This window comes from Pseudomonas entomophila (assembly GCF_013523165.1).
GTDB classification, from domain to species: Bacteria; Pseudomonadota; Gammaproteobacteria; order Pseudomonadales; family Pseudomonadaceae; genus Aquipseudomonas; species Aquipseudomonas entomophila_A.
Genome location: NZ_JAAMQI010000004.1, coordinates 224,941 through 245,574, shown reverse-complemented (window position 1 = coordinate 245,574; position 20,634 = coordinate 224,941). Strand labels below are relative to the sequence as shown.

Below are 20,634 nucleotides of genomic sequence, written 5' to 3'. Positions count from 1 at the left end.
CTTGGTGCGGTATAACCTCAAGCGCCTCCACAGCTACAACGGCTACGAAACTCCCGTAGCCATGGAGGAAAAGCTCAAAGCGGCGGCATAAACCTTAATCGGTGTCCAAAATTACTTGACCAGTTCAGGGCCGCTCCCACAGGGGACCGCGATTGCCTGCGATGCCGTAGTGCGGCTACGGGAGCGGTCCCTGTGCCGCGATCGAGCCTACAGGGCCCACATCACACTTCGTAGAAACCATAGAATCTCCCACATGGGACCTCGATTGCCTGCGATGCCGTGGTGCGGCTACGGGTGTAGGAGCGGCCCCTGTGCCGCGATTGGGCCCACAGGGCCCACATCACACTTGGTAGAAACCATTGAATCTCCCACATGGACCGCAATGTTCTGCTTCATCGCGGTGTGACTACGGGTGAGCGGCCCCTGCCGGGATGCCGGACCGGCCGCGATTGGGCACGCAGGGCCTACACGCCAGCCACGCCGTTCTCACGGCCCGGCGTGCAGGGTTAGTCACCTCTCCGCTTGCAGCGTGCAGTGCGCGGCTTTTGGCCCACTCACCACTCGTCACCTCCCTCCCATCCCCTCGGGTTGAAATCCCTCCCCCCTTCCCCCATATGAGTCTGCAACAGGCATTTTCGCCCCGCTGCGTGGAGACTCTCCCTTGACTACCATCGTTTCAGTCCGCCGCCACGGCAAAGTCGTCATGGCTGGCGACGGCCAGGTTTCCCTCGGCAATACCGTCATGAAGGGCAACGCGAAGAAAGTCCGCCGTCTCTACCACGGCCAGGTCATCGCCGGTTTCGCGGGCGCGACCGCCGATGCCTTCACCCTGTTCGAGCGCTTCGAGGGGCAGTTGGAAAAGCACCAGGGCCACCTGGTCCGCGCTGCCGTCGAGCTGGCCAAGGAATGGCGCACCGACCGTTCCCTGAGCCGCCTGGAAGCCATGCTGGCAGTCGCCAACAAGGACGCCTCGCTGATCATCACCGGCAATGGTGACGTGGTCGAGCCGGAAGATGGCCTGATCGCCATGGGCTCCGGTGGCGCCTTCGCCCAGGCCGCCGCGCGTGCCCTGCTGAACAAGACCGAGCTGTCGGCGCGCGAGATCGCCGAGACGGCGTTGAACATCGCCGGTGACATCTGCGTGTTCACCAACCACAACCTGACCATCGAGGAGCAGGACCTGGCCGAGTGATCAGCTGTTCTGGCGCCCGGCCCCGGTGGCCGGGCTTTTCCACGCTGAATCACGTCGCCCGAGGACCCACATCACCATGTCCATGACCCCCCGCGAGATCGTCCACGAACTCAACCGTCACATCATCGGCCAGGACGACGCCAAGCGCGCCGTGGCCATCGCGCTGCGCAACCGCTGGCGGCGCATGCAGCTGCCGGTCGAGCTGCGCGCCGAAGTGACGCCGAAGAACATCCTGATGATCGGCCCGACCGGCGTCGGCAAGACCGAAATCGCCCGCCGCCTGGCCAAGCTGGCCAACGCGCCGTTCATCAAGGTCGAAGCGACCAAGTTCACCGAAGTCGGCTATGTCGGCCGTGACGTCGAGTCGATCATCCGCGACCTGGCCGATGCCGCGCTGAAGCTGCTGCGCGAGCAGGAAATCATCCGCGTGCGCCACCGCGCCGAAGATGCCGCCGAGGAGCGCATCCTCGATGCTCTGTTGCCTCAGGCACGTACGGCCAGCAGCTTCGCCGAGGAAGCCGCGCCAAGCAGCAGCGATTCCAACACGCGTCAGCTGTTCCGCAAGCGCCTGCGCGAAGGCCAGCTGGACGACAAGGAAATCGAGATCGAAGTGGCCGAGAACGCAGGCGTCGAAATCGCCGCGCCGCCTGGCATGGAAGAGATGACCAACCAGCTGCAGAGCCTGTTCGCCAACATGGGCAAGGGCAAGCGCAAATCGCGCAAGCTCAAGGTCAAGGAAGCGCTGAAGATGGTGCGCGACGAAGAGGCCGGCCGTCTGGTCAACGAGGAAGAACTCAAGGCCAATGCCCTGGAAGCGGTCGAGCAGCACGGTATCGTGTTCATCGACGAGATCGACAAGGTCGCCAAGCGCGGCAATGTCGGGGGCGCCGACGTTTCCCGTGAAGGCGTACAGCGCGACCTGCTGCCGCTGATCGAAGGCTGCACCGTCAACACCAAGCTGGGCATGGTCAAGACCGACCACATCCTGTTCATCGCCTCCGGCGCGTTCCACCTGAGCAAGCCGAGCGACCTGGTGCCGGAACTGCAGGGCCGCCTGCCGATCCGCGTCGAACTCAAGGCACTGACCCCCGAGGACTTCGAGCGCATCCTGCAAGAGCCGCATGCCTCGCTGACCGAACAGTACCGCGAGCTGCTCAAGACCGAAGGCCTGAACATCGAGTTCGCGGCCGACGGCATCAAGCGCCTGGCCGAGATCGCCTACCAGGTCAACGAGAAAACCGAGAACATCGGTGCCCGTCGCCTGCACACCCTGCTCGAGCGTCTGCTGGAAGAGGTGTCCTTCAGCGCGGGCGACATGGCCAGCGGCCACGACGAAGCCCCGCTGCGTATCGACGCCGACTACGTCAACGGCCACCTCGGTGAGCTGGCGCAGAACGAAGACCTGTCCCGTTATATCCTCTAAGGGTTCACGTAGCAGGCACCAAGCTCCAAGCTGACCGAGTCGGCTTGGAGCTTTTTTCTTTCTTCACGCTTTCCAGCGGCCTCGGCGCCCGCCCTCCTCCCAAGACGGACCCTTCACGCACGGTCGCCACGGACCGCTTGCCGCTTGCCGCTCATGGCTTGTAGCTTTGTAACCCCCAAGCGCCCATCGAGACTGCCGCCATGCCCAGATTGCCCAGCGCGATCAACCTGAACAAGGCCACCAAGACGCTGATCCTGACCTACGGGCCTGACGAGGTGTATCACCTGCCGGCCGAGTTTCTGCGGGTGCACTCGCCATCGGCCGAAGTGCAGGGCCATGGCAAGCCGATCCTGCAAGTCGGCAAGCTGGGTGTCGGGCTGACCGGCGTCGAACCGGCCGGCCGGTATGCGCTCAAGCTGACCTTCGACGATGGGCACGACAGCGGCCTGTTCACCTGGGAGTACCTGGAGCAGCTGTGCCTGCGGCAGGAGGCGCTGTGGCTGGACTACCTGGACGAGCTGCGCAAGGCCGGGCGTTCGCGCGATCCGTCCGAGTCGGTGGTCAAGCTGATGCTGTGAGTTGTGCTTGAATGAGGAGTAGGGTCACGACAGTCCGTCCCTATGCCCAGGCGCAGTCCGATGCGCCACGACCCTTCGCTCGAGCACAAGGAAGCCTCATCGATGCGTCGCACCCCTTCCGGCGAGCGGCCGGCCCGTAGCGCCGACGGCTTGAATCCCCTCACGGGCTTGCAGGGCCAGGACCTGCTGACGAGCGCCCGCACCCTCGCGCAGCACGCATTGCGTCACCCGTTGCACAGTGCCCGGCATGCCTACCGGCTGGGCGAGCGGCTCAGGGACGTGCTGACAGGCACCTCCCCTCTGGAGCCGGCCCACGGCGACCGACGTTTCGTCGACCCGACCTGGGCCCAGAACCCGCTCTACCGTCGCAGTTTGCAAGCCTACATGGCCTGGCGTGACGAACTGCACGACTGGGTCGAACACAGCGCACTGTCGCCTGACGACATCCGTCGCGGCCATTTCGTCATCCACCAGCTCACCGAAGCCCTGGCGCCGACCAACTCGCCCGCCAACCCCGTCGCGCTCAAGCGCCTGCTCGAAACCGGTGGCCAGAGTGCCGTCGCTGGCCTGGCCAACCTGGCCAGGGACTGGCTGGACAATGGCGGCATGCCGCGTCAGATCGACCCGAACGCGTTCAGGGTGGGCCAGGACGTGGCCACCAGTGCGGGCGCGGTGGTCTACCGCAACGACGTGCTCGAGCTGATCCAGTACCGCCCGCTCACGGACCAGGTGCACGCGCGGCCTCTGTTGATCGTGCCACCGCAGATCAACCGTTTCTATGTGTTCGACCTGACACCGGACAAGAGCCTGGTGCGCTTCAGCCTGTCGGCCGCTCAGCAGACCTTCATGATCAGCTGGCGCAACCCGACGCCGGATCAGCGCGAGTGGGGGTTGTCCACCTACGTCGAAGCCCTCCGGGAGGCGATCGACGCCTTGCGGGCCATCACGGGCAGCCCCGATGTGAACGTCCTGGGCGCCTGCTCGGGCGGGATCACCTGTGCCGCGCTGGCTGGCCACTACGCTGCGCTCGGCCAATCTGCGCTGCACAGCCTGACGCTGCTGGTCAGCGTGCTCGACGCCACGCTGGACAGCCCGCTGGCGCTGTTCACCAACGACCGCACGCTGGACGAGGCGCGCCAGCGTTCCTACCAGGCCGGCGTGCTGGAAGGCAAGGACCTGGCCCGCCTGTTCGCCTGGATGCGCCCCAATGACCTGGTCTGGCCCTACTGGGTCAACAACTACCTGTTGGGCCTGGCACCGCCTCCGTTCGACATCCTGTTCTGGAACAACGACACCACACGCCTGCCGGCGGCCTTTCACGGCGACCTGATCGACCTGTACCGCCACAACCCGCTGCCCCGTGCCAATGCACTGGAAGTCTGCGGTACCCCGATCGATCTCGCTCGCGTGCATGCGGACGTCTACTGCCTGGGGGCCACGACCGACCACATCACGCCCTGGCAGGCCTGCTACCGCTCGGCACGTCTGTTCGGCGGCCAGGTCGAGTTCGTGCTGTCCAACAGCGGCCACGTGCAGAGCATTCTCAACCCCCCTGGCAACCCCAAGGCACGTTTCCAGGCCGGTGTGGCCAGTGTCGATGACCCGCACGCCTGGGAGGGCAAGGCGACACGCCATGCCGACTCCTGGTGGACCCACTGGCGCGCCTGGCTGGAAGGACGCGCCGGCCCCCTGAAACCCGCGCCCGAGCAGCTGGGCGATGCGCGCCATGCCCCGAACGCTGCCGCACCCGGTACCTACGTCCATGACCGCTGAGCCGATGACCGCTTCACGGGCCCGGAGCCCCTCACCTCGACAGGAACGCGCCATGTCGCAGCCGTATGTCTTCAGGACCGTACACGTGGACGGTCAATCCTTGCGCACCGTCGTGCGACCTGGGCAGTCGCACCTGACCCCGCTGCTGATCTTCAACGGCATCGGCGCCAATCTGGAGCTGGTCTTCCCCTTCATCGAAGCCCTGGACCCTGCGCTCGAAGTCATCGCCTTCGACGCACCGGGGGTCGGTGGCTCGTCGACGCCGTCCCGCCCTTACCGCTTCAGTGGCCTGGCACGGCTGAGCGCGCACCTGCTCGATGCACTGGGGTATGCGCAGGTCAACGTGATCGGCGTGTCCTGGGGCGGCGGCCTGGCCCAGCAGTTCGCCCGCGACTACCCGCACCGCTGCCGCAAGCTGGTGCTGGCCGCGACCGCCGCCGGCACGCCCATGGTGCCGGCCGAGCCGCGCGTGCTCTGGGCGATGGCCAGTCCGCGCCGTTACACGGACCCTGCCGAAACGGTGCGACTGGCCGGGCTGATCTATGGCGGCAGCCTGCGGCGCGACCCGGCCCTGGCGCTCGAACACGCGGCGAAAGTCCGGGCAGGCGACAGGACGGGGTATTACTGGCAGCTGTTCGCGGCGCTGGGATGGAGCAGCCTGCCGTGGCTGCACAGGCTGCGTCAGCCGACGCTGGTGCTGGCAGGCGACGACGACCCGCTGATTCCGCTGGTCAACATGCGCCTGCTGGCCTGGCGGATCCCCCATGCAAAGCTGCACGTCATCGACGATGGGCACCTGTTCCTCATCACCCGCGCCGAGACCATCGCACCGATTGTGATGGGCTTTCTGCAACAGGAGCGTCAGCCTGCGGTGGTGCACCCCAGGCCCGTCTAGAGGGCTGCTTCATCCGCGACAGAGCACGATCCGCAGCGCCTGCATCGCGGGCAAGCCCGCTCCCACAAAGTCCGTGGCAAGCTATACACCTATGGCATGGCTACCAAGCTGTACACCTGCGGCATGGCTCATACGGGTGTGGGAGCCGGCTTGCCGGCGATTGGGCCGGTACAGCCAGCGCCTGCGTCACAGGCCAGCCTGCTTTCACAAGCGACGTCACCAGCGCTTGCGGTGTCAGGCCAGCGCTTTGTCCAGCGCCCGCTCGATCTCGCCCTGGATGGTGCCGCTCATCATCGACAGCATCATACCGAGCTTGAGGTCGATGCGGATGCTGTCGTCGCCGATGAACACGCTGCCATTGGCGCCGCTGCGCGAGATGTCGACGCGATCGCCCTGCCAGTCGGCCTTGAGGTCGTACTTGCCGGACAGCTTGTCGACCAAGGCTTCGGCTTTGGCGCGCGCGGCTTCACGGCCGAGGTGATGGGGACGTTCCACGCTGATCTGGGTCATTCATTGAATCCTGGGTGTAAGACAGTATCGATATTATGCCCGTGCCCCTCGGGCAACACACCCCGTCAAGACAAATCCGGCCGTTCGCCCTAGAATGGCGGTAATTTTTTCCCGGTGAAGCGATATGAACGACCAGCGCAAAGGCGGCCACGCCGAACCCACCACGCATTTCGGCTACAAGAACGTCCCGGAAAGCCAGAAGGCGGCCAAGGTCGCCGAGGTCTTCCATTCGGTCGCGGCCAAGTACGACCTGATGAACGACGTGCTCTCCGGCGGCATGCACCGGCTGTGGAAGCGGTTCACCCTCGAGCTGTCGGGTGTGCGCACCGGTAATCGCGTGCTGGACATCGCCGGGGGCACGGGTGACCTGGCGGCCAAGTTCTCGCGCCTGGTCGGGCCGACCGGCCAGGTGGTGCTGGCCGACATCAACGCCTCGATGCTCAAGGTGGGCCGCGATCGCCTGCTCGACCGCGGCGTGGCAGGCAACATCGAGTTCGTCCAGGCCGACGCCGAGAAGCTGCCGTTCCCGGACAATCACTTCGATTGCGTGACCATCGCCTTCGGCCTGCGCAACGTGACCCACAAGGAAGACGCCCTGCGCTCGATGCTGCGCGTGCTCAAGCCAGGCGGGCGCCTGCTGGTGCTGGAGTTCTCCAAGCCGACCAATGCGCTGATGTCCAAGGCGTACGATGCCTACTCCTTCGCCTTCATGCCTCTGGCGGGCAAGCTGATCACCAACGACTCGGAAAGCTACCGCTACCTGGCCGAATCGATCCGCATGCACCCGGACCAGGAAACCCTGAAGTCGATGATGGTCAGCGCCGGCTTTGACCGGGTCACCTACCACAACATGACCAGTGGTATCGTCGCCCTGCACCGCGGGATCAAGCCCTGATGCTGCTGGCCGGCCTCATCGCCAGCGTCGAGCATGGCCTGAACCGTGTCCTGCGCCTGGACAGCACGGCATTGCCGCGCCTGGCCGGCCTGGAGGGCAAGGTGATCGCCATCGACTGTCGTCAGCCGGCCTTGCAGCTGTTCCTGCTGCCCGACGAAGACGGCCTGATGCTGGCCGGCCATTGGGAGGGTGCGGTGGACTGCACCCTGCGCGCCCCGGCCAGCAGCCTGGCCCGCCTGGCCCTGTCCAGGGACAAGACCCGTGTCCTGCACAGCCCCGAGGTCGAGCTGCTGGGCGATACCGGCCCGCTGCTCGAGCTGTTCGGCGTGCTGCAGGACCTGGAGCTGGACTGGGAGCACGAGCTGGCGCGCTGGTTGGGGCCGGTCCCGACCGCCCTGCTGGCCGGCCACGTACGCCAACGCGCCCGCTGGACCCAGGATGGCCTGGCGCGGTTCGGTCAGAACCTCGCCGAATACCTGGCCGAGGAGTCGCGCACGCTGGTCGGCCAGCGCGAAGCGGAAGCCGCCTTCCGCGAACTCGATCACCTGAAAGTCGACCTCGAACGCCTCGAGGCGCGCCTGGCGCGCCTTGCCCGATCCCTTGATGCCAGCGATAACGCATGAAGCTGCTTGCCGTCCGCCGCCTGTTCCGCATCCAGCGCGTAGTGATCCGCTACCGCCTCGATGACGTGCTGTTCGACCTGCCGCTGCCCTGGTGGCTGCGCAGCCTTCGGTTGTTCATGCCGTGGCGCTGGTGGCCGCGCAAGCCTTCGCCGATCAGCCGGGGTGCCCGCCTGCGCATGGCCCTGCAGGACCTCGGGCCGATCTTCATCAAGTTCGGCCAGTTGCTGTCCACCCGGCGCGACCTGCTGCCGGCGGACGTCGCCGATGAACTGATGCTGCTGCAGGACCGCGTACCGCCCTTCGACCCACAGAAGGCCGTGGCATTGATCGAGGCGCAACTGGGCGCCACGGTCGGCGAGGTGTTCAGCCGTTTCGACGTCGAGCCTCTGGCCTCGGCCTCGGTCGCCCAAGTGCACGCCGCGCGGCTCAAGAGCGGCGAAGAGGTGGTGGTCAAGGTGGTGCGTCCGGGCCTGCGTCCGATCATCGCCCAGGACCTGGCCTGGCTGCTGCTGATCGCCAAGGGCGCCGAGCGCGTCTCGGTCGACGCCCGGCGCCTGCACCCGGTCGAGGTGGTGGGCGACTACGAAAAGACCATCTACGACGAGCTCGACCTGCTGCGCGAGGCGGCCAACGCCAGTCAGCTGCGGCGCAACTTCGAAGGGTCGGACCTGATGTATGTGCCCCAGGTGTACTGGGACTTCTGCCGACCGAAAGTGCTGGTGATGGAGCGCATCTATGGCGTGCCGGTCACCGACCTGGCGACCCTGGCCGACCAGCGCACCGACATGAAGCTGCTGGCAGAGCGCGGCGTCGAGATCTTCTTCGCCCAGGTGTTCCGCGACAGCTTCTTCCACGCCGACATGCACCCCGGCAACATCTTCGTCAGTACGGTCAAGCCCTGGGCGCCCAAGTACATCGCCATCGACTGCGGAATCGTCGGCAGCCTGACCCCGGAGGACCAGGATTACCTGGCGCGCAACCTGTTCGCCTTCTTCAAGCGCGACTATCGTCGGGTCGCGCAGCTGCACATCGACTCCGGCTGGGTGCCGGCGCAGACCAAGCTCAACGAGTTCGAGGCGGCGATCCGCACCGTCTGTGAGCCGATCTTCGAGAAACCGCTCAAGGACATCTCGTTCGGCCAGGTGCTGATGCGGCTATTCCAGACGGCGCGCCGCTTCAATATGGAGGTCCAGCCGCAACTGGTGCTGCTGCAGAAAACGCTGCTCAACATCGAAGGCCTGGGGCGTCAGTTGTACCCGGAGCTGGACCTGTGGAGCACCGCCAAGCCCTACCTGGAACGCTGGATGCGCGAGCGCTACAGCCCCAAGGCCGTGCTGGGCAACCTGCAGAGCCAGGCCGAGCAGTTGCCGCACCTGGCCGACATGACCCGCGACCTGCTCGAGCGCCTGTCGCAACCGCACCTGAAGGACCCGAAGCTGCCCCGTCAGCGGCGCGACGAGGACCGCTGGCCACTGCGCCTGCTGGGTGCCGGCCTGCTGGGCGGCGGCGTCACGCTGATGCTGGGCGCGGCCAGTTTCAGCGACCCGGCCACCTGGCCTGCCTGGCTGATGCTCTCCAGCGGGCTCTATCTGATCGTGCGCCGATAGCCAGGCCCGGCGCTGGCTGGCACACTAGCGCCAGGGCCCGGTACAGGAGCGGGCCCGGTGCTGGAGTGAACGATGAAAGACTGGCTGGACGAGATCACCTGGAACGCCGATGGCCTGGTACCGGCCATCGCGCAGGACCACGAGACCGGGCGCGTGCTGATGATGGCCTGGATGAACCGCGAAGCGCTGGCGCTGACCGCCGCCGAACAGCGCGCCATCTACTGGTCGCGCTCGCGCGGCAAACTGTGGCGCAAGGGCGAGGACTCCGGCCATGTGCAGAAACTGCACGAGATGCGCCTGGACTGCGATGCCGACGTGATCATCCTGCGGGTCGAACAAGTCGGCCATATCGCCTGTCACACCGGACGCGAAAGCTGCTTCTACCGTGTGTTCGAGAACGGCCAGTGGGTCACCGTCGATCCGGTCCTCAAGGACCCGGATGCCATCTACCACGCAGGACACTGACATGAGCGATACCCTCACGCGCCTCGCCGAGGTGCTCGAAGCGCGCAAGCATGCCGCGCCCGACAGCTCCTACGTTTCCAGCCTGTACCACAAGGGGCTGAACAAGATTTTGGAGAAGGTCGGCGAAGAATCGATCGAGACCATTCTCGCCGCCAAGGACGCTGCCATCAGCCAGGACTGCAGCGACGTCATCTACGAGACCGCCGACCTGTGGTTCCATAGCCTGATCATGCTCAGCGCACTCGGCCAGCACCCCCAGGCGGTACTGGACGAGCTGGAGCGCCGTTTCGGCTTGTCCGGGCACGTCGAAAAAGCGGCCCGTCAGCCTTCCGCCTGACTCACGAACTCGAGGTAAACCGTCATGGGTATTTTCGACTGGAAACACTGGATCGTCCTGCTGATCGTCGTGGTCCTGGTCTTCGGCACCAAGAAGCTGAAGAACTTCGGTGGCGATCTGGGCGAGTCCATCAAGGGGTTCCGCAAGGCCATGAGCGACGAGGAAACCAAACCGGTCGAGCCGACGCCGCCGCCCGTGGCCCCTGCTCAGCCGATGCCCTCGCACGACACCGCCTCGGTGACGCCACCGCCGACGACGATCGACGGCCAGGCACGCCCCGTGCAAACGCCACCCCGGAACGACTGACCGATGTTCGGCATCAGTTTCAGCGAGCTTCTGCTCGTCAGCCTGGTCGCCTTGCTGGTGCTAGGGCCCGAGCGCCTGCCAGGTGCTGCCCGCACCGCCGGGCTGTGGATCGGTCGACTCAAGCGCAGCTTCAACAGCATCCGTCAGGAAGTGGAGCGGGAGATCGGCGCTGACGACATCCGTCGCCAGTTGCACAACGAGCACATCGTGTCGCTGGAGCAGGAAGCCCGTCGGATCCTCAACCCGAAAGGCTCCGCAGCGGCACCTTCTGCGAGCGTCCAGGCGCCAGGGCAGCACGTGCCGCCCAGCGCGCCCGTGCCTGCGCCGACCGTTGAACAGCCGGCCGAGACCGCGCCCCCTGCCAGTTCGCCTTCCGACCCGACCTCACCGCCCCAGACGCCCAAAGCCCCATGAGCGAATTGCCGGAACACGACCAGCCGATGCCGCTGGTGTCGCACCTGACCGAACTGCGCACGCGCCTGCTGCGTTGCGTCGCCGCCATCTTCCTGATCTTCGCCGGGCTGTTCTCCTTCGCCCAGCAGATCTACACCTTGGTGTCCGCACCCTTGCGCGAGCACCTGCCGCCCAACGCGACGATGATCGCCACCGACGTGGCCTCGCCGTTCCTGACCCCCTTCAAGCTGACCATGACGGTGTCGTTGTTCCTGGCGATCCCGTTCATTCTCCAGCAGGTCTGGGGGTTCATCGCGCCGGGCCTGTACCGTCATGAAAAGCGCATCGCGATCCCCCTGCTGCTGTCGAGCATCGTGTTGTTCTACGCCGGCATGGCCTTCGCCTACTTCCTGGTGTTTCCGCTGATCTTCGGCTTCTTCGCCGCCGCGACCCCGGAGGGCGTGTCGATGATGACGGACATCGCCAGCTACCTGGACTTCGTCATGACGCTGTTCTTCGCCTTCGGCGTCGCGTTCGAGATCCCGGTGGCGGTGGTGCTGCTGGTGTGGATCGGGGTGGTCGAGGTGAGTTACCTGCGCAAGATCCGCCCCTACGTGATCATCGGGTGCTTCGTGGTCGGGATGGTCCTCACGCCGCCCGACATCTTCTCGCAGACCCTGCTGGCAGTACCGATGTGGTTGCTGTTCGAGATCGGCGTGCTGTTCGGCGGCCTGGTGCGCAAGCGCAGTGCCGAGCGCGACGCGGCCGAACACCCTGACGATCAACCGCCTGCGGCCCAGCCATGAACCTGCTGTTGCTCGAGGCCGCCGACTTCATCGCGGCCGATCGGGTGGTCCTGGGCGGCCGCCGCCTGACCCACATGCAGGACATCCACCGTGTGGCCATCGGCGACAGTCTGCGCGTCGGTGTGCTCGGCGGATCGATGGGCAGCGCGACCGTGACCCGTCTGGCACCGCAGGAAGCCGAACTGGTGGTGGACCTCACCCAACCTCCGCCGCCGAAGCTGCCGCTGACCCTGGTCCTGGCCGTGCCGCGCCCGAAGATGCTGCGCCGGATCTTCCAGACGGTCGCAACGCTGGGGGTGGCCCGCCTGGTGCTGGTGAACAGCTACCGGGTCGAGAAGAGTTTCTGGCAGACCCCGTTCCTGACGCCCGAGGCGATCCACGAGAACCTGGTGCTGGGCCTGGAACAGGCGCGGGACACGGTGTTGCCGGAGGTGATCATCGAGAAGCGCTTCAAGCCTTTCGTCGAGGACCGGCTGCCGGCGCTGGTGGAGGGCACCCAGGGCCTGGTGGGCCACCCAGGCCCCTACCCCGCCTGCCCGCGTGGGGTCGAGGGGCCTGTGACGCTGGCCATCGGGCCGGAGGGCGGATGGATCCCCTACGAGGTGGACCTGCTGGCCAAGGCAGGGCTTGCGCCGGTGCAGCTGGGCGATCGCATCCTGCGGGTCGAAACGGCGGTGACGGCGTTGGTGTCGCGGTTGTTCTGATGTGGGGCTTGCCCGCGATGGCATTGTTAGCCTTGCCGCATCGCCCAGACCTGCCGACCTGGCGCCGCTGCACAGACGCTATCGCTGGCAAGCCAGCTTCCCACAGAGGGATTGCGCCGGTCTGGCAGATCAGCAGTGCGAGCCAAAATGTGGGAGTTCGCCCGCCGCCTTGGCGCCGCGCTGTCGCGCAGAGAACATGGCGATAGCTGGCAGTGCTCAGATGCTGTGTCACTGATCGATTTTTGGGACCGCTTTGCGGTCCATCGCGGCACAGGGGCCGCTCCTACAGCCGCCGCAGTGGCACAGGCAATCGCGGTCCCATGTGGGAGACGCTATCGCTGGCAAGCCAGCTTCCCACAGAGGGATTGCGCCGGTCTGGCAGATCAGCAGTGCAAGCCAAAATGTGGGAGTTCGCCCGCCGCCTTGGCGCCGCGCTGTCGCGCAGAGAACATGGCGATAGCTGGCAGTGCTCAGATGCTGTGTCACTGATCGATTTTTGGGACCGCTTTGCGGTCCATCGCGGCACAGGGGCCGCTCCTACAGCCGCCGCAGTGGCACAGGCAATCGCGGTCCCATGTGGGAGCGGCCCCTGTGCCGCGATTGGGCCCGCAGGGCCCACAAGATCCTGTAATCAACTTATTTTAAATCAACAAGTTATTTTATGTTTCATGAGAGCGGGCTTGCCCGCGATGGCGTCGCTAACCTCGCCGCATGCCCATACCTGCCAACCCTAGCGTCGCGGCACAGACGCTATCGCTGGCAAACCAGGTCCCACAGCACCCATGCAGCCCGAGACGTTGTCTCGTCGCCACAGCCTGCTTGAAGCTTGCCACTTGTCGCGCTCAAAGCACCTGCCGCAAGAACGCCTGGGCCCGTGGATCCTTTGGCGAAGCGAAGAACTCGCGTGGCGCCGAATCCTCCAGCAGCTTGCCATGGTCGAAGAACAGCACGCGATCAGCCACTTCGCGGGCGAAGCCCATCTCGTGCGTCACGCAGACCATGGTCATGCCTTCCTGGGCCAGGGTCTTCATCACATCCAGCACTTCACCGACCATCTCGGGGTCCAGGGCCGAGGTGGGTTCGTCGAACAGCATCACCTTCGGGTCCATGGCCAGGGCACGGGCAATGGCCACGCGCTGCTGTTGCCCCCCGGACAGCCGGGAAGGGTATTCGTTGGCCTTGGCACCGATCCCGACCTTCTCCAGCAACGCCTTCGCCTTGGCTTCGCGCTCGGCCTTGCCGCGCTTGCGCACCACCTTCTGCGCCAGGCACAGGTTCTCCAGCACGGTCATGTGCGGGAACAGGTTGAAATGCTGGAAGACCATGCCGACTTCGCGGCGGTAGGCGTTGATGTCGGTCTTGGGGTCGTCGAGGGCGATGCCAGCGATCGCCACATGCCCGGCGTCGAAGTCTTCCAGGCCATTCAGGCAGCGCAGGAAGGTCGACTTGCCAGAACCTGACGGCCCCAGCACCACGACCACCTCACCCTTGGCGACACGCGTACTGACCTGGTCCACCGCCCGTACCACGTGGCCTCGGGCATCGAAGACTTTCAGCAGGTTCTGAACCTCAATCACTTTGCGCAAGCCTCCGCTCGAGCCAGCTGGCCAATCGCGACAGCGGCAGGTTGATCAACAGGTAGAGGCCTGCCACGCAGAACCAGATCTCGAAGGTCGAGAACGACGTGGTGATGACCTCGCGCCCGCTCTTGGTCAGCTCGGTGATGGCGATGACCGACACCAGGGAGCTGTCCTTGACCAGGCTGATGAACTGCCCGGCCAAGGGTGGCAGGACGCGCTTGAAGGCCTGGGGCAGGATGACATGACGCATCGACTGCCCAGCATTGAGGCCCAGCGAACGCGCTGCCTCGCTCTGTCCCTTGGCCACCGACTGCACCCCGGCGCGCACGATCTCGGCCACGTAGGCGCCGGTGAACAGCGCCAACGTGGCGACACCGGCGAACTCCCGGGACAAGTTGAGCACGGTCCCGATGAAGAAGTAGAAGATGAAGATCTGCACCAGCAGCGGGGTGCCGCGCACGAGCTCGACGTAGATCGAGGACAGGCCTTGCAGCGTCGGGTTGCCGGACAACCGGCACAGCCCTGCCAGCAGCCCGATCAGCAGCCCCAGCACGCCGGATACCGCCGACAGCCAGACCGTCGTCCACAGGCCCCAGACCAACGGGCCGGCGCTCCAGCTGCGGGTGACGCCGATCGTGTCGCCTTCGGCGACGTCGTCGCCCTGGCTCACCTGCAGGCTGTCACGGGCCACGTCCAGCACCTGCTGACCGCCGCCCTCCTCCTTGAGCGTCACCTGCGCCTTGTCGCCTCGTTCGGCGATGGCCTGCACGGTGCCGTAGTCGGCGGCGCGCTGGGCGTCCTCGGCCTGGTAGGCGAAATACTGCGGCACTCGGTTCCAGCGCCACTCGTAGGAGATCATCGAGGTGGCCAGGTACAGGCTCGCGGCCAGGCCCACCAGGATCAGCGCCGTCAGCCCATGCCAGGGCCAACGGGCTTGCTTGTGTTTGATCACGTTCAGGTCATTCCATAAAAGCGAACGCGCAGGACCGGCCTGCGCGTTGGGGTCAACGATGGGTCAGTACGCCAGACTCACTCCATGTCCTTCAGCCAGTCCTTGTTCTTGAACCACTTGTCGTGGATACGATCGTAGGTCCCGTCATGCTTGATCTGGTGCAGGAAGTTGTTGATGAAGTTGAGGCTGTCGTAGTCACCCTTCTTCAGGCCGAACGCCAGGGGCTCGAAGGTGAAGGGCTCGTCGAGGTACACCAGCTTGCCGCCGCCGACCTTGTCCACTGCCACGACGTTGTAGGGCGCATCGTAGACGAAGGCGTCGGCCTTGCCGTTGACCACGTCCATGACCGCCTCGGGCTCGTTGTCGTAGCCGTGGTACGTCGCCTTGGCGATCAGCTTCTTGGCGATCAGTTCGCCCGTGGTACCGAGCTTGGAGGTGATGCGGTACTTCGCATCGTTCAAGTCTTTGTACGACTTGATCTCGCCCGCCAGCTCCTTGCGGATCAACAGCGTCTGGCCGACCACGATGAAGGGTTCGCTGAAGTTCAGGCGCAGGTTGCGCTCCTGTGTCAGGGTCATGCCGCTGCCGATCATGTCGAACTTGTCGGTCAGCAAGGCCGGGATGATGCCGTCGTAGGCGGTGGAAACCGTCTCGAGCTTGACGCCCATCGACTTGGCCATGGCCTTGAGGATGTCCACTTCGAAGCCGATGATCTCACCGCGCTTGTTGGTCATCTCGAACGGCATGTAGGTCGGGTCCATGCCTACGCGCAGCGTACCGCGCTTGACCGCGTCGTCGATGGCGCCCGCCTGGGCGGCCGAGACCGCAGCCAGCGCCGTGACGCCCAGCAGAAGCCGCGACAGGTATTTCTTGAACATGACCAGGTCCCCTAGACAGGAAAGACGAACGTTTTTTATTGGTCGGCCCACGGGCTGGCGGGCCGATCCGCTTTGTCGGGAAGCGATGCTAACGCATGCGCGGCCCGTCACCTAGAGGCAGGCGAGCCTTTGTGAGCCGAAAGGCGATGACAGGCGGACCGTGCAGGCATGAAAAAGCCCGGAACCGTTACCGGTTCCGGGCCTCGGTGCGACGCGTCAGATGACTACGCGTTGGCCAGCGTCGAGGCTGGCTCGCCTTCAGGGTGCAGCGGCAGGCTCGGCGAATGGGCGTCGGTGGTGATCGACCGCCAACGCTCGATCCAGGTCGAGGGGTACGCGCTCCAGACACCGGCATGCAGCCGCGACAGCGCCACCGGGTCACTGAGCAGGGCCAGGCGGGTCGCCCCGTCCAGACGCTCGGGACCGGCTTCCAGCGCTTTATCCACATGGCGTCGGCGCTGCGCTTCGATCGGTTCGGCCTGGCCGTGGCGAGCGGTCGCCATGGCGCAGGCCAGGGCGTTCTGCACCGGGTCGACCACGGCACGCACGAAGCCGTCGCGCAGGGCATGCCAGCGGTTCTCGTGGGTGTACTGATCGGTGGCCACCAGCTCCTGAGGCGGTGCGTACTCCTCCGGGATCAGGAACAGCTTTTCGTCCCGGGCGCGCAGGCCCAGGCCCGTGCGGCTGGAAATCACCGACACCGGGATCGACAGCACCAGCGAACCGACGATGGGCGCCAGCCACCACAGGAAGCTCGGGTTGAGCCAGGCCACCAACGCCGCCCAGGCGAAGCCGAGCAAGGTCTGCGGGCCGTGCCGCTTGATCGCCTCGCTCCACGGTGTGGAGTCGTCGTCACGCTGCGGCGAGTTCCAGGTCGCGGCCCAGCCCAGGAACGCGGCCAGCACGAACCGGGTGTGGAAGATCATGCGCACCGGCGCCAGCAGCATCGAGAACAGCATCTCGATCAGCATCGACAGGGTGACCTTGATCCGCCCGCCGAACTCGGTGGCGCCCTTGACCCAGATCAGCACCACGCTGAGCAGCTTGGGCAGGAACAGCAGCACGACCGTGGTGGAGAACAGGGCGATGGCCTTTTCCGGGTGCCATTGCGGCCACAACGGATACAGCTGGAACGGCTCGAGGAAGTACTGCGGCTCCATCAAGGTGTTGGTCGCCAGCAACGCCGTCGACAGCACCAGGAAGAAGAACCACAACGGCGCCGACAGGTAGGACATCACGCCGGTCAGGAACACCGCACGGTGCACCGGGTGCATGCCCTTGACCAGGAACAGGCGGAAGTTCATCAGGTTGCCGTGGCACCAGCGACGGTCACGCTTGAGCTCGTCGAGCAGGTTTGGCGGCAGCTCTTCGTAGCTGCCCGGCAGGTCGTAGGCGATCCACACGCCCCAGCCGGCCCGACGCATCAGCGCCGCTTCGACGAAGTCGTGGGACAGGATGGCGCCAGCGAACGCGCCCTTGCCCGGCAGCGGTGCCAGCGCACAGTGCTCGATGAAAGGCTTCATGCGGATGATCGCATTGTGCCCCCAATAGTGCGACTCACCCAGTTGCCAGAAGTGCAGGCCGGCCGTGAACAGCGGGCCATAGACCCGCGTGGCGAACTGCTGCAGGCGTGCATAGAGGGTGTCCATGCCCGAGGCTTTCGGCGCGGTCTGGATGATCCCGGCGTCCGGGTTGGCCTCCATCAGGCGCACCAGGCTGGTCAGGCAGTCGCCGCTCATGACGCTGTCGGCGTCGAGCACCACCATGTACTTGTACTCACCCCCCCAGCGACGGCAGAAGTCGTCGAGGTTGCCGCTCTTGCGCTTGACCCGACGACGACGGCGGCGATAGAAGATGCGCCCGAAGCCTTTGGTCTCGCGGCACAGGTCGAGCCAGGCCTGCTGCTCGGCGACGGCGATGTCGGGGTCGTTGGTGTCGCTCAGCACGAAGAAGTCGAAGCGATCCAGGTCGCCCGTGCGCGCCACCGACTCGAAGGTCGCCCGCAGCCCGGCGAACACGCGTGGCACGTCTTCGTTGCAGATCGGCATCACCAGTGCGGTACGCGCCGTCGGGGCGATCGGCTCGGTGCCGGCGCTGCTGCCGGAAATACGGTATTTGTCCCGCCCGGTAAGCAGTTCCAAAAAGCCCATCAGCGCCGTCCAGAAGCCCGCCGACACCCAGCAGAACAGAATCCCGAACAGGATCAGGATGCTGGTCTGCAAGGCGTACGGCCAGACCTGCACCACGGTGTCCCAGAGCGGCTGGTTGACCACTTCGTTGAGGTCGACGAACGACCAGCCCTGGTAAGGCAGGATGCCTTTCATGTACCAGCCAGCCACCAAGGTCTGGCCGATCATCAGAGCCAGCAGGATGTAGCGTCGCACCGAGCCGACCCAGCGCCAGCGCGCGGCGGGCAGCTCCGGGTCGCGCTTGGGCGGTTGTGCGTCGACCGACTTGCCCGTGAGCCGGCGCCAGATGCGCACCAGCACGTTGGTGCGCCACTGTTCAGGCAGCACGTGGGTACGCTTGATCGGCGGCGCGACCTTCAGGCTCACACGGCCCTGGCTGTCGACGCCCAGCAGCTCGGCGTCTTCCAGCTCGGCCGCCGTGCCCAGGGTCAGGCGGCTCGCCACCGACCCCTGGGCGGCATCGTCCACCTGGCCCGGCGTGACGCCTGCCAGGCGCTGGTGCAGTTCGTCGAACGATGTGCAGTCGGCCAGTTCGGCGCGCTGCTCATCGCTCAGCGGCAGGTGGGCGAGGTACTCGCCCAGGGATTGGGATGTCGCGCTCACATTACTCATCGGCAGGCAACTGGTAGCTCCAGGTCTCGGTCAGCACCGTTTCGGTGGTGGCCGGTTTCCCGTCGGTGGGCGCTGCCTCGGCAGCAGGTTGCTCGGCAGGCTTGGTCGCCTTGGCATGCTTGGCTGCGGCCTTGTCATGCTTGGCATCCTTGGCCGGCTGGGCGTCCTTGGGGGCTTCGACCGGCACGTCGCGCAGCAGCGCCGCGCGCATCTCGGTGGCCTTGGTCGCGTCCTTGATCTTCAAGCGCAGCGTCAGGCGCCAGCCTTTGGTCTGCGGGTTGTAACGCAGGTTGTTCTCGACCACCTCGGCGTTGTCGCCGACGCTGACCTGGCTACGCAGGGCGGTATCTTCCGGCAGGGCGGCCAGCACCGGGCCTTCGAAATCGACCAGGAAGGCGATGCTGCCATCGGGCTGGCGAATCAGGTTGGACTGCTTCACGTCACCGGTCGAACGCAACGTCTGCTTGACCCAGGCCAGTTCGGGAGCGTGGAACTGCGCCTCGTTGAGGGTCCAGTGCAGGCGGTAGTCATGCTCGATCGGCTGGCCTGGCTCCGGCAGGGTCTGCGGGCTCCAGAACGCCACGATGTTGTCGTTGGTCTCGTCGGCGGTCGGGATCTCGACCAGGTCGACGGTGCCTTTGCCCCAGTCGCCACGCGGCTCGATCCAGGCGCTCGGACGGGTCTGGTAGTTGTCGTCCAGGTCCTCGAAGTGGCTGAAGTCGCGTTGACGCTGCAGCAGGCCGAACCCGCGCGGGTTCTCCACGGTGAAGTTGCTCACGGCCAGGTGCTTGGGGTTGTTCAGGGGGCGCCATAGCCATTCGCCGTTGCCGGCCTGGATCGACAGGCCTTCGGAGTCGTGCAGGGCCGGACGGTAGTTCAGTACCTTGGAAGGCTGGTTGCTGCCGAACAGGAACATGCTGGTCAGCGGCGCGACACCCAGGCGGGTGACCTTGTCACGCAGGTAGACGCGCGACTTGATGTCGACGACGGTGTCGTCACCCGGCCGCAGGATCATCTTGTAGGCCCCGGTGGAACGCGGCGAGTCGAGCAGCGCGTAGATCACCAGGTGCTTGTCGCCCGGGTTCGGACGTTCGATCCAGAACTCGCGGAATCGCGGGAACTCCTCGCCGGAGGGCAAGGCGGTGTCGATGGCCAGGCCACGCGCCGACAGGCCATAGGTCTGACCCTTGCCGACCACGCGGAAGTAGCTGGCGCCGAGCAAGGTCATGATCTCGTCCTGCTTGTCGGCCTTGTTGATCGGGTAGAGCACACGGAAGCCCGCGTAGCCCAGCTGATCGGTGGCCTTGGCGTCGAACTGCAGGTCGCCGAAGTCGAAACGGCTCGGGTCGTACTTGATTTCCTCGACCGTACTGGCGGTGACCTCGTTGATCTTCACCGGTGTGTCGAAGTGCATGCCCTGGTGATAGAACGACAGTTTGAACGGGGTCTTGTCGCCCGCCCACTCGGCCTTTTCACGCAGGAAGTGGATCTTCTGGTAGTCCGCGAATTTCATGTCGCGGAACACGGCGGGCAGATTGCTCTTGGGCGCCTCGAATTTCTGACCAGCCAGATCCTTGGCCTTGGCTGCGACATCATCAAGATTGAACGCCCACAGCGGGGTACTGCCCAACAGACCTGCCAGGGCGATACTCGCCATCAGGGCCTTGCGCAGACGATTGCCAGGGGTTCTTGGTGCGTTACAGGGACTTACAATCACGAGCAACCCTCGCCGAAAACGGATCATGAAACCAACTGCCAGCGATCAATGCCGGGTTGGCGAGCACTGTTCCGACCCCGAAAGGGCTGAATGATTCCCCATACGGTCGCGGACGGTACTCGAGTCAGAATGAAACGAACCTGCGAACGCAGGCCCACGCAGCGCGCGATTATCCAGCAGCCCGCGTGACAACGCATCA

20 protein-coding genes are annotated in these 20,634 nt (G+C 65.4%); 14 read left to right on the top strand and 6 right to left on the bottom strand.

The genetic code is table 11. The annotated features are described in order from the left end of the window. Positions 1-661: 661 nt before the first annotated feature. From hslV to phaZ, 5 genes are all read left to right on the top strand, one after another. Positions 662-1,192 (top strand): ATP-dependent protease subunit HslV, encoded by a 531-nt coding sequence (gene hslV, locus G7Z99_RS05085; RefSeq protein WP_060395222.1) that lies wholly within the window; start codon positions 662-664, stop codon positions 1,190-1,192. A 76-nt stretch (positions 1,193-1,268) separates the two neighbouring features. Next, the gene (gene hslU, locus G7Z99_RS05080; RefSeq protein ID WP_181092497.1) at positions 1,269-2,615 is read left to right on the top strand and encodes an ATP-dependent protease ATPase subunit HslU; all 1,347 of its coding nucleotides are present in this window, start codon (positions 1,269-1,271) and stop codon (positions 2,613-2,615) included. A gap of 200 nt (positions 2,616-2,815) precedes the next feature. Further along, complete coding sequence (locus tag G7Z99_RS05075; RefSeq protein WP_181092496.1) at positions 2,816-3,193, top strand: gamma-butyrobetaine hydroxylase-like domain-containing protein; 378 nt, start codon at positions 2,816-2,818, stop codon at positions 3,191-3,193. 102 nt (positions 3,194-3,295) lie between these two features. Continuing rightward, positions 3,296-4,966: a class II poly(R)-hydroxyalkanoic acid synthase gene (phaC, locus tag G7Z99_RS05070; protein ID WP_181092495.1), complete on the top strand. Its 1,671-nt coding sequence runs from the start codon at positions 3,296-3,298 to the stop codon at positions 4,964-4,966. Between the two features lie 52 nt (positions 4,967-5,018). Next, positions 5,019-5,861, top strand: a complete 843-nt coding sequence (phaZ, locus tag G7Z99_RS05065; RefSeq protein WP_181092494.1) for a poly(3-hydroxyalkanoate) depolymerase — start codon at positions 5,019-5,021, stop codon at positions 5,859-5,861. A 234-nt stretch (positions 5,862-6,095) separates the two neighbouring features. On the opposite strand, the gene G7Z99_RS05060 is transcribed toward phaZ, so the two are convergent. After that, on the bottom strand, positions 6,096-6,371 hold the full coding sequence (locus G7Z99_RS05060; RefSeq protein WP_181092493.1) for a polyhydroxyalkanoic acid system family protein: 276 nt from the start codon (positions 6,369-6,371) through the stop codon (positions 6,096-6,098). Positions 6,372-6,495: 124 nt separating this feature from the next. Between G7Z99_RS05060 and ubiE the strand changes: the two genes are divergently transcribed. The 9 genes from ubiE to G7Z99_RS05015 all read left to right on the top strand — a co-directional run bounded on the left by ubiE (position 6,496) and on the right by G7Z99_RS05015 (position 12,507). Then, positions 6,496-7,266 carry a bifunctional demethylmenaquinone methyltransferase/2-methoxy-6-polyprenyl-1,4-benzoquinol methylase UbiE gene (gene ubiE / locus G7Z99_RS05055; RefSeq protein WP_181092492.1) on the top strand — a complete coding sequence of 257 codons (771 nt, stop codon included), beginning with the start codon at positions 6,496-6,498 and terminating at the stop codon, positions 7,264-7,266. Beyond that, the gene (locus tag G7Z99_RS05050; protein ID WP_181092491.1) at positions 7,266-7,889 is read left to right on the top strand and encodes a ubiquinone biosynthesis accessory factor UbiJ; all 624 of its coding nucleotides are present in this window, start codon (positions 7,266-7,268) and stop codon (positions 7,887-7,889) included. The genes ubiE and G7Z99_RS05050 overlap by 1 nt, the downstream gene beginning before the upstream one ends. Then, positions 7,886-9,496: a ubiquinone biosynthesis regulatory protein kinase UbiB gene (gene ubiB / locus G7Z99_RS05045; RefSeq protein WP_181092490.1), complete on the top strand. Its 1,611-nt coding sequence runs from the start codon at positions 7,886-7,888 to the stop codon at positions 9,494-9,496. The genes G7Z99_RS05050 and ubiB overlap by 4 nt, the downstream gene beginning before the upstream one ends. Before the next feature lie 72 nt (positions 9,497-9,568). After that, positions 9,569-9,961, top strand: coding sequence for a phosphoribosyl-AMP cyclohydrolase (hisI, locus tag G7Z99_RS05040; protein WP_181092489.1), 393 nt, complete (start codon positions 9,569-9,571; stop codon positions 9,959-9,961). Position 9,962: 1 nt separating this feature from the next. Further along, positions 9,963-10,298, top strand: a complete 336-nt coding sequence (locus G7Z99_RS05035) for a phosphoribosyl-ATP diphosphatase (RefSeq protein ID WP_181092488.1) — start codon at positions 9,963-9,965, stop codon at positions 10,296-10,298. 24 nt (positions 10,299-10,322) lie between these two features. Beyond that, positions 10,323-10,604, top strand: a complete 282-nt coding sequence (locus G7Z99_RS05030; RefSeq protein ID WP_181092487.1) for a twin-arginine translocase TatA/TatE family subunit — start codon at positions 10,323-10,325, stop codon at positions 10,602-10,604. A gap of 3 nt (positions 10,605-10,607) precedes the next feature. Beyond that, a complete protein-coding gene (gene tatB, locus G7Z99_RS05025) occupies positions 10,608-11,018 on the top strand; it encodes a Sec-independent protein translocase protein TatB (RefSeq protein WP_181092486.1) in 411 nt (136 codons plus the stop codon). Further along, positions 11,015-11,803, top strand: a complete 789-nt coding sequence (gene tatC / locus G7Z99_RS05020; protein ID WP_181092485.1) for a twin-arginine translocase subunit TatC — start codon at positions 11,015-11,017, stop codon at positions 11,801-11,803. The genes tatB and tatC overlap by 4 nt, the downstream gene beginning before the upstream one ends. Beyond that, positions 11,800-12,507: a 16S rRNA (uracil(1498)-N(3))-methyltransferase gene (locus G7Z99_RS05015; RefSeq protein ID WP_181092484.1), complete on the top strand. Its 708-nt coding sequence runs from the start codon at positions 11,800-11,802 to the stop codon at positions 12,505-12,507. Before tatC ends, G7Z99_RS05015 begins: the two co-directional genes overlap by 4 nt. A gap of 842 nt (positions 12,508-13,349) precedes the next feature. Here G7Z99_RS05015 and G7Z99_RS05010 read toward each other — a convergent pair. The 5 genes from G7Z99_RS05010 to G7Z99_RS04990 all read right to left on the bottom strand — a co-directional run bounded on the left by G7Z99_RS05010 (position 13,350) and on the right by G7Z99_RS04990 (position 20,435). Then, the gene (locus G7Z99_RS05010; protein WP_181092503.1) at positions 13,350-14,084 is read right to left on the bottom strand and encodes an amino acid ABC transporter ATP-binding protein; all 735 of its coding nucleotides are present in this window, start codon (positions 14,082-14,084) and stop codon (positions 13,350-13,352) included. After that, positions 14,077-15,039, bottom strand: a complete 963-nt coding sequence (locus G7Z99_RS05005) for an amino acid ABC transporter permease (protein ID WP_181092483.1) — start codon at positions 15,037-15,039, stop codon at positions 14,077-14,079. Before G7Z99_RS05005 ends, G7Z99_RS05010 begins: the two co-directional genes overlap by 8 nt. Positions 15,040-15,116: 77 nt before the next feature. After that, positions 15,117-15,917 (bottom strand): transporter substrate-binding domain-containing protein, encoded by an 801-nt coding sequence (locus G7Z99_RS05000; protein ID WP_181092482.1) that lies wholly within the window; start codon positions 15,915-15,917, stop codon positions 15,117-15,119. Positions 15,918-16,141: 224 nt separating this feature from the next. Beyond that, positions 16,142-18,718 (bottom strand): glucans biosynthesis glucosyltransferase MdoH, encoded by a 2,577-nt coding sequence (gene mdoH, locus G7Z99_RS04995; protein ID WP_181092481.1) that lies wholly within the window; start codon positions 18,716-18,718, stop codon positions 16,142-16,144. Continuing rightward, a complete protein-coding gene (locus tag G7Z99_RS04990; RefSeq protein WP_308812278.1) occupies positions 18,711-20,435 on the bottom strand; it encodes a glucan biosynthesis protein G in 1,725 nt (574 codons plus the stop codon). Before G7Z99_RS04990 ends, mdoH begins: the two co-directional genes overlap by 8 nt. Positions 20,436-20,634: the final 199 nt, after the last annotated feature.

Excerpts from the sequence above, each read along its gene's own strand:
- hisI (WP_181092489.1), top strand. The coding sequence starts at position 9,569 with ATGAAAGACTGGCTGGACGAGATCACCTGGAACGCCGATGGCCTGGTA.
- hslU (WP_181092497.1), top strand. The coding sequence starts at position 1,269 with ATGTCCATGACCCCCCGCGAGATCGTCCACGAACTCAACCGTCACATC.
- G7Z99_RS05075 (WP_181092496.1), top strand. The coding sequence starts at position 2,816 with ATGCCCAGATTGCCCAGCGCGATCAACCTGAACAAGGCCACCAAGACG.
- ubiE (WP_181092492.1), top strand. The coding sequence starts at position 6,496 with ATGAACGACCAGCGCAAAGGCGGCCACGCCGAACCCACCACGCATTTC.
- G7Z99_RS05060 (WP_181092493.1), bottom strand. The coding sequence starts at position 6,371 with ATGACCCAGATCAGCGTGGAACGTCCCCATCACCTCGGCCGTGAAGCC.
- G7Z99_RS05000 (WP_181092482.1), bottom strand. The coding sequence starts at position 15,917 with ATGTTCAAGAAATACCTGTCGCGGCTTCTGCTGGGCGTCACGGCGCTG.
- G7Z99_RS05030 (WP_181092487.1), top strand. The coding sequence starts at position 10,323 with ATGGGTATTTTCGACTGGAAACACTGGATCGTCCTGCTGATCGTCGTG.
- mdoH (WP_181092481.1), bottom strand. The coding sequence starts at position 18,718 with ATGAGTAATGTGAGCGCGACATCCCAATCCCTGGGCGAGTACCTCGCC.
- phaZ (WP_181092494.1), top strand. The coding sequence starts at position 5,019 with ATGTCGCAGCCGTATGTCTTCAGGACCGTACACGTGGACGGTCAATCC.
- G7Z99_RS05050 (WP_181092491.1), top strand. The coding sequence starts at position 7,266 with ATGCTGCTGGCCGGCCTCATCGCCAGCGTCGAGCATGGCCTGAACCGT.
- G7Z99_RS05035 (WP_181092488.1), top strand. The coding sequence starts at position 9,963 with ATGAGCGATACCCTCACGCGCCTCGCCGAGGTGCTCGAAGCGCGCAAG.
- tatC (WP_181092485.1), top strand. The coding sequence starts at position 11,015 with ATGAGCGAATTGCCGGAACACGACCAGCCGATGCCGCTGGTGTCGCAC.
- phaC (WP_181092495.1), top strand. The coding sequence starts at position 3,296 with ATGCGTCGCACCCCTTCCGGCGAGCGGCCGGCCCGTAGCGCCGACGGC.
- G7Z99_RS05015 (WP_181092484.1), top strand. The coding sequence starts at position 11,800 with ATGAACCTGCTGTTGCTCGAGGCCGCCGACTTCATCGCGGCCGATCGG.
- ubiB (WP_181092490.1), top strand. The coding sequence starts at position 7,886 with ATGAAGCTGCTTGCCGTCCGCCGCCTGTTCCGCATCCAGCGCGTAGTG.
- tatB (WP_181092486.1), top strand. The coding sequence starts at position 10,608 with ATGTTCGGCATCAGTTTCAGCGAGCTTCTGCTCGTCAGCCTGGTCGCC.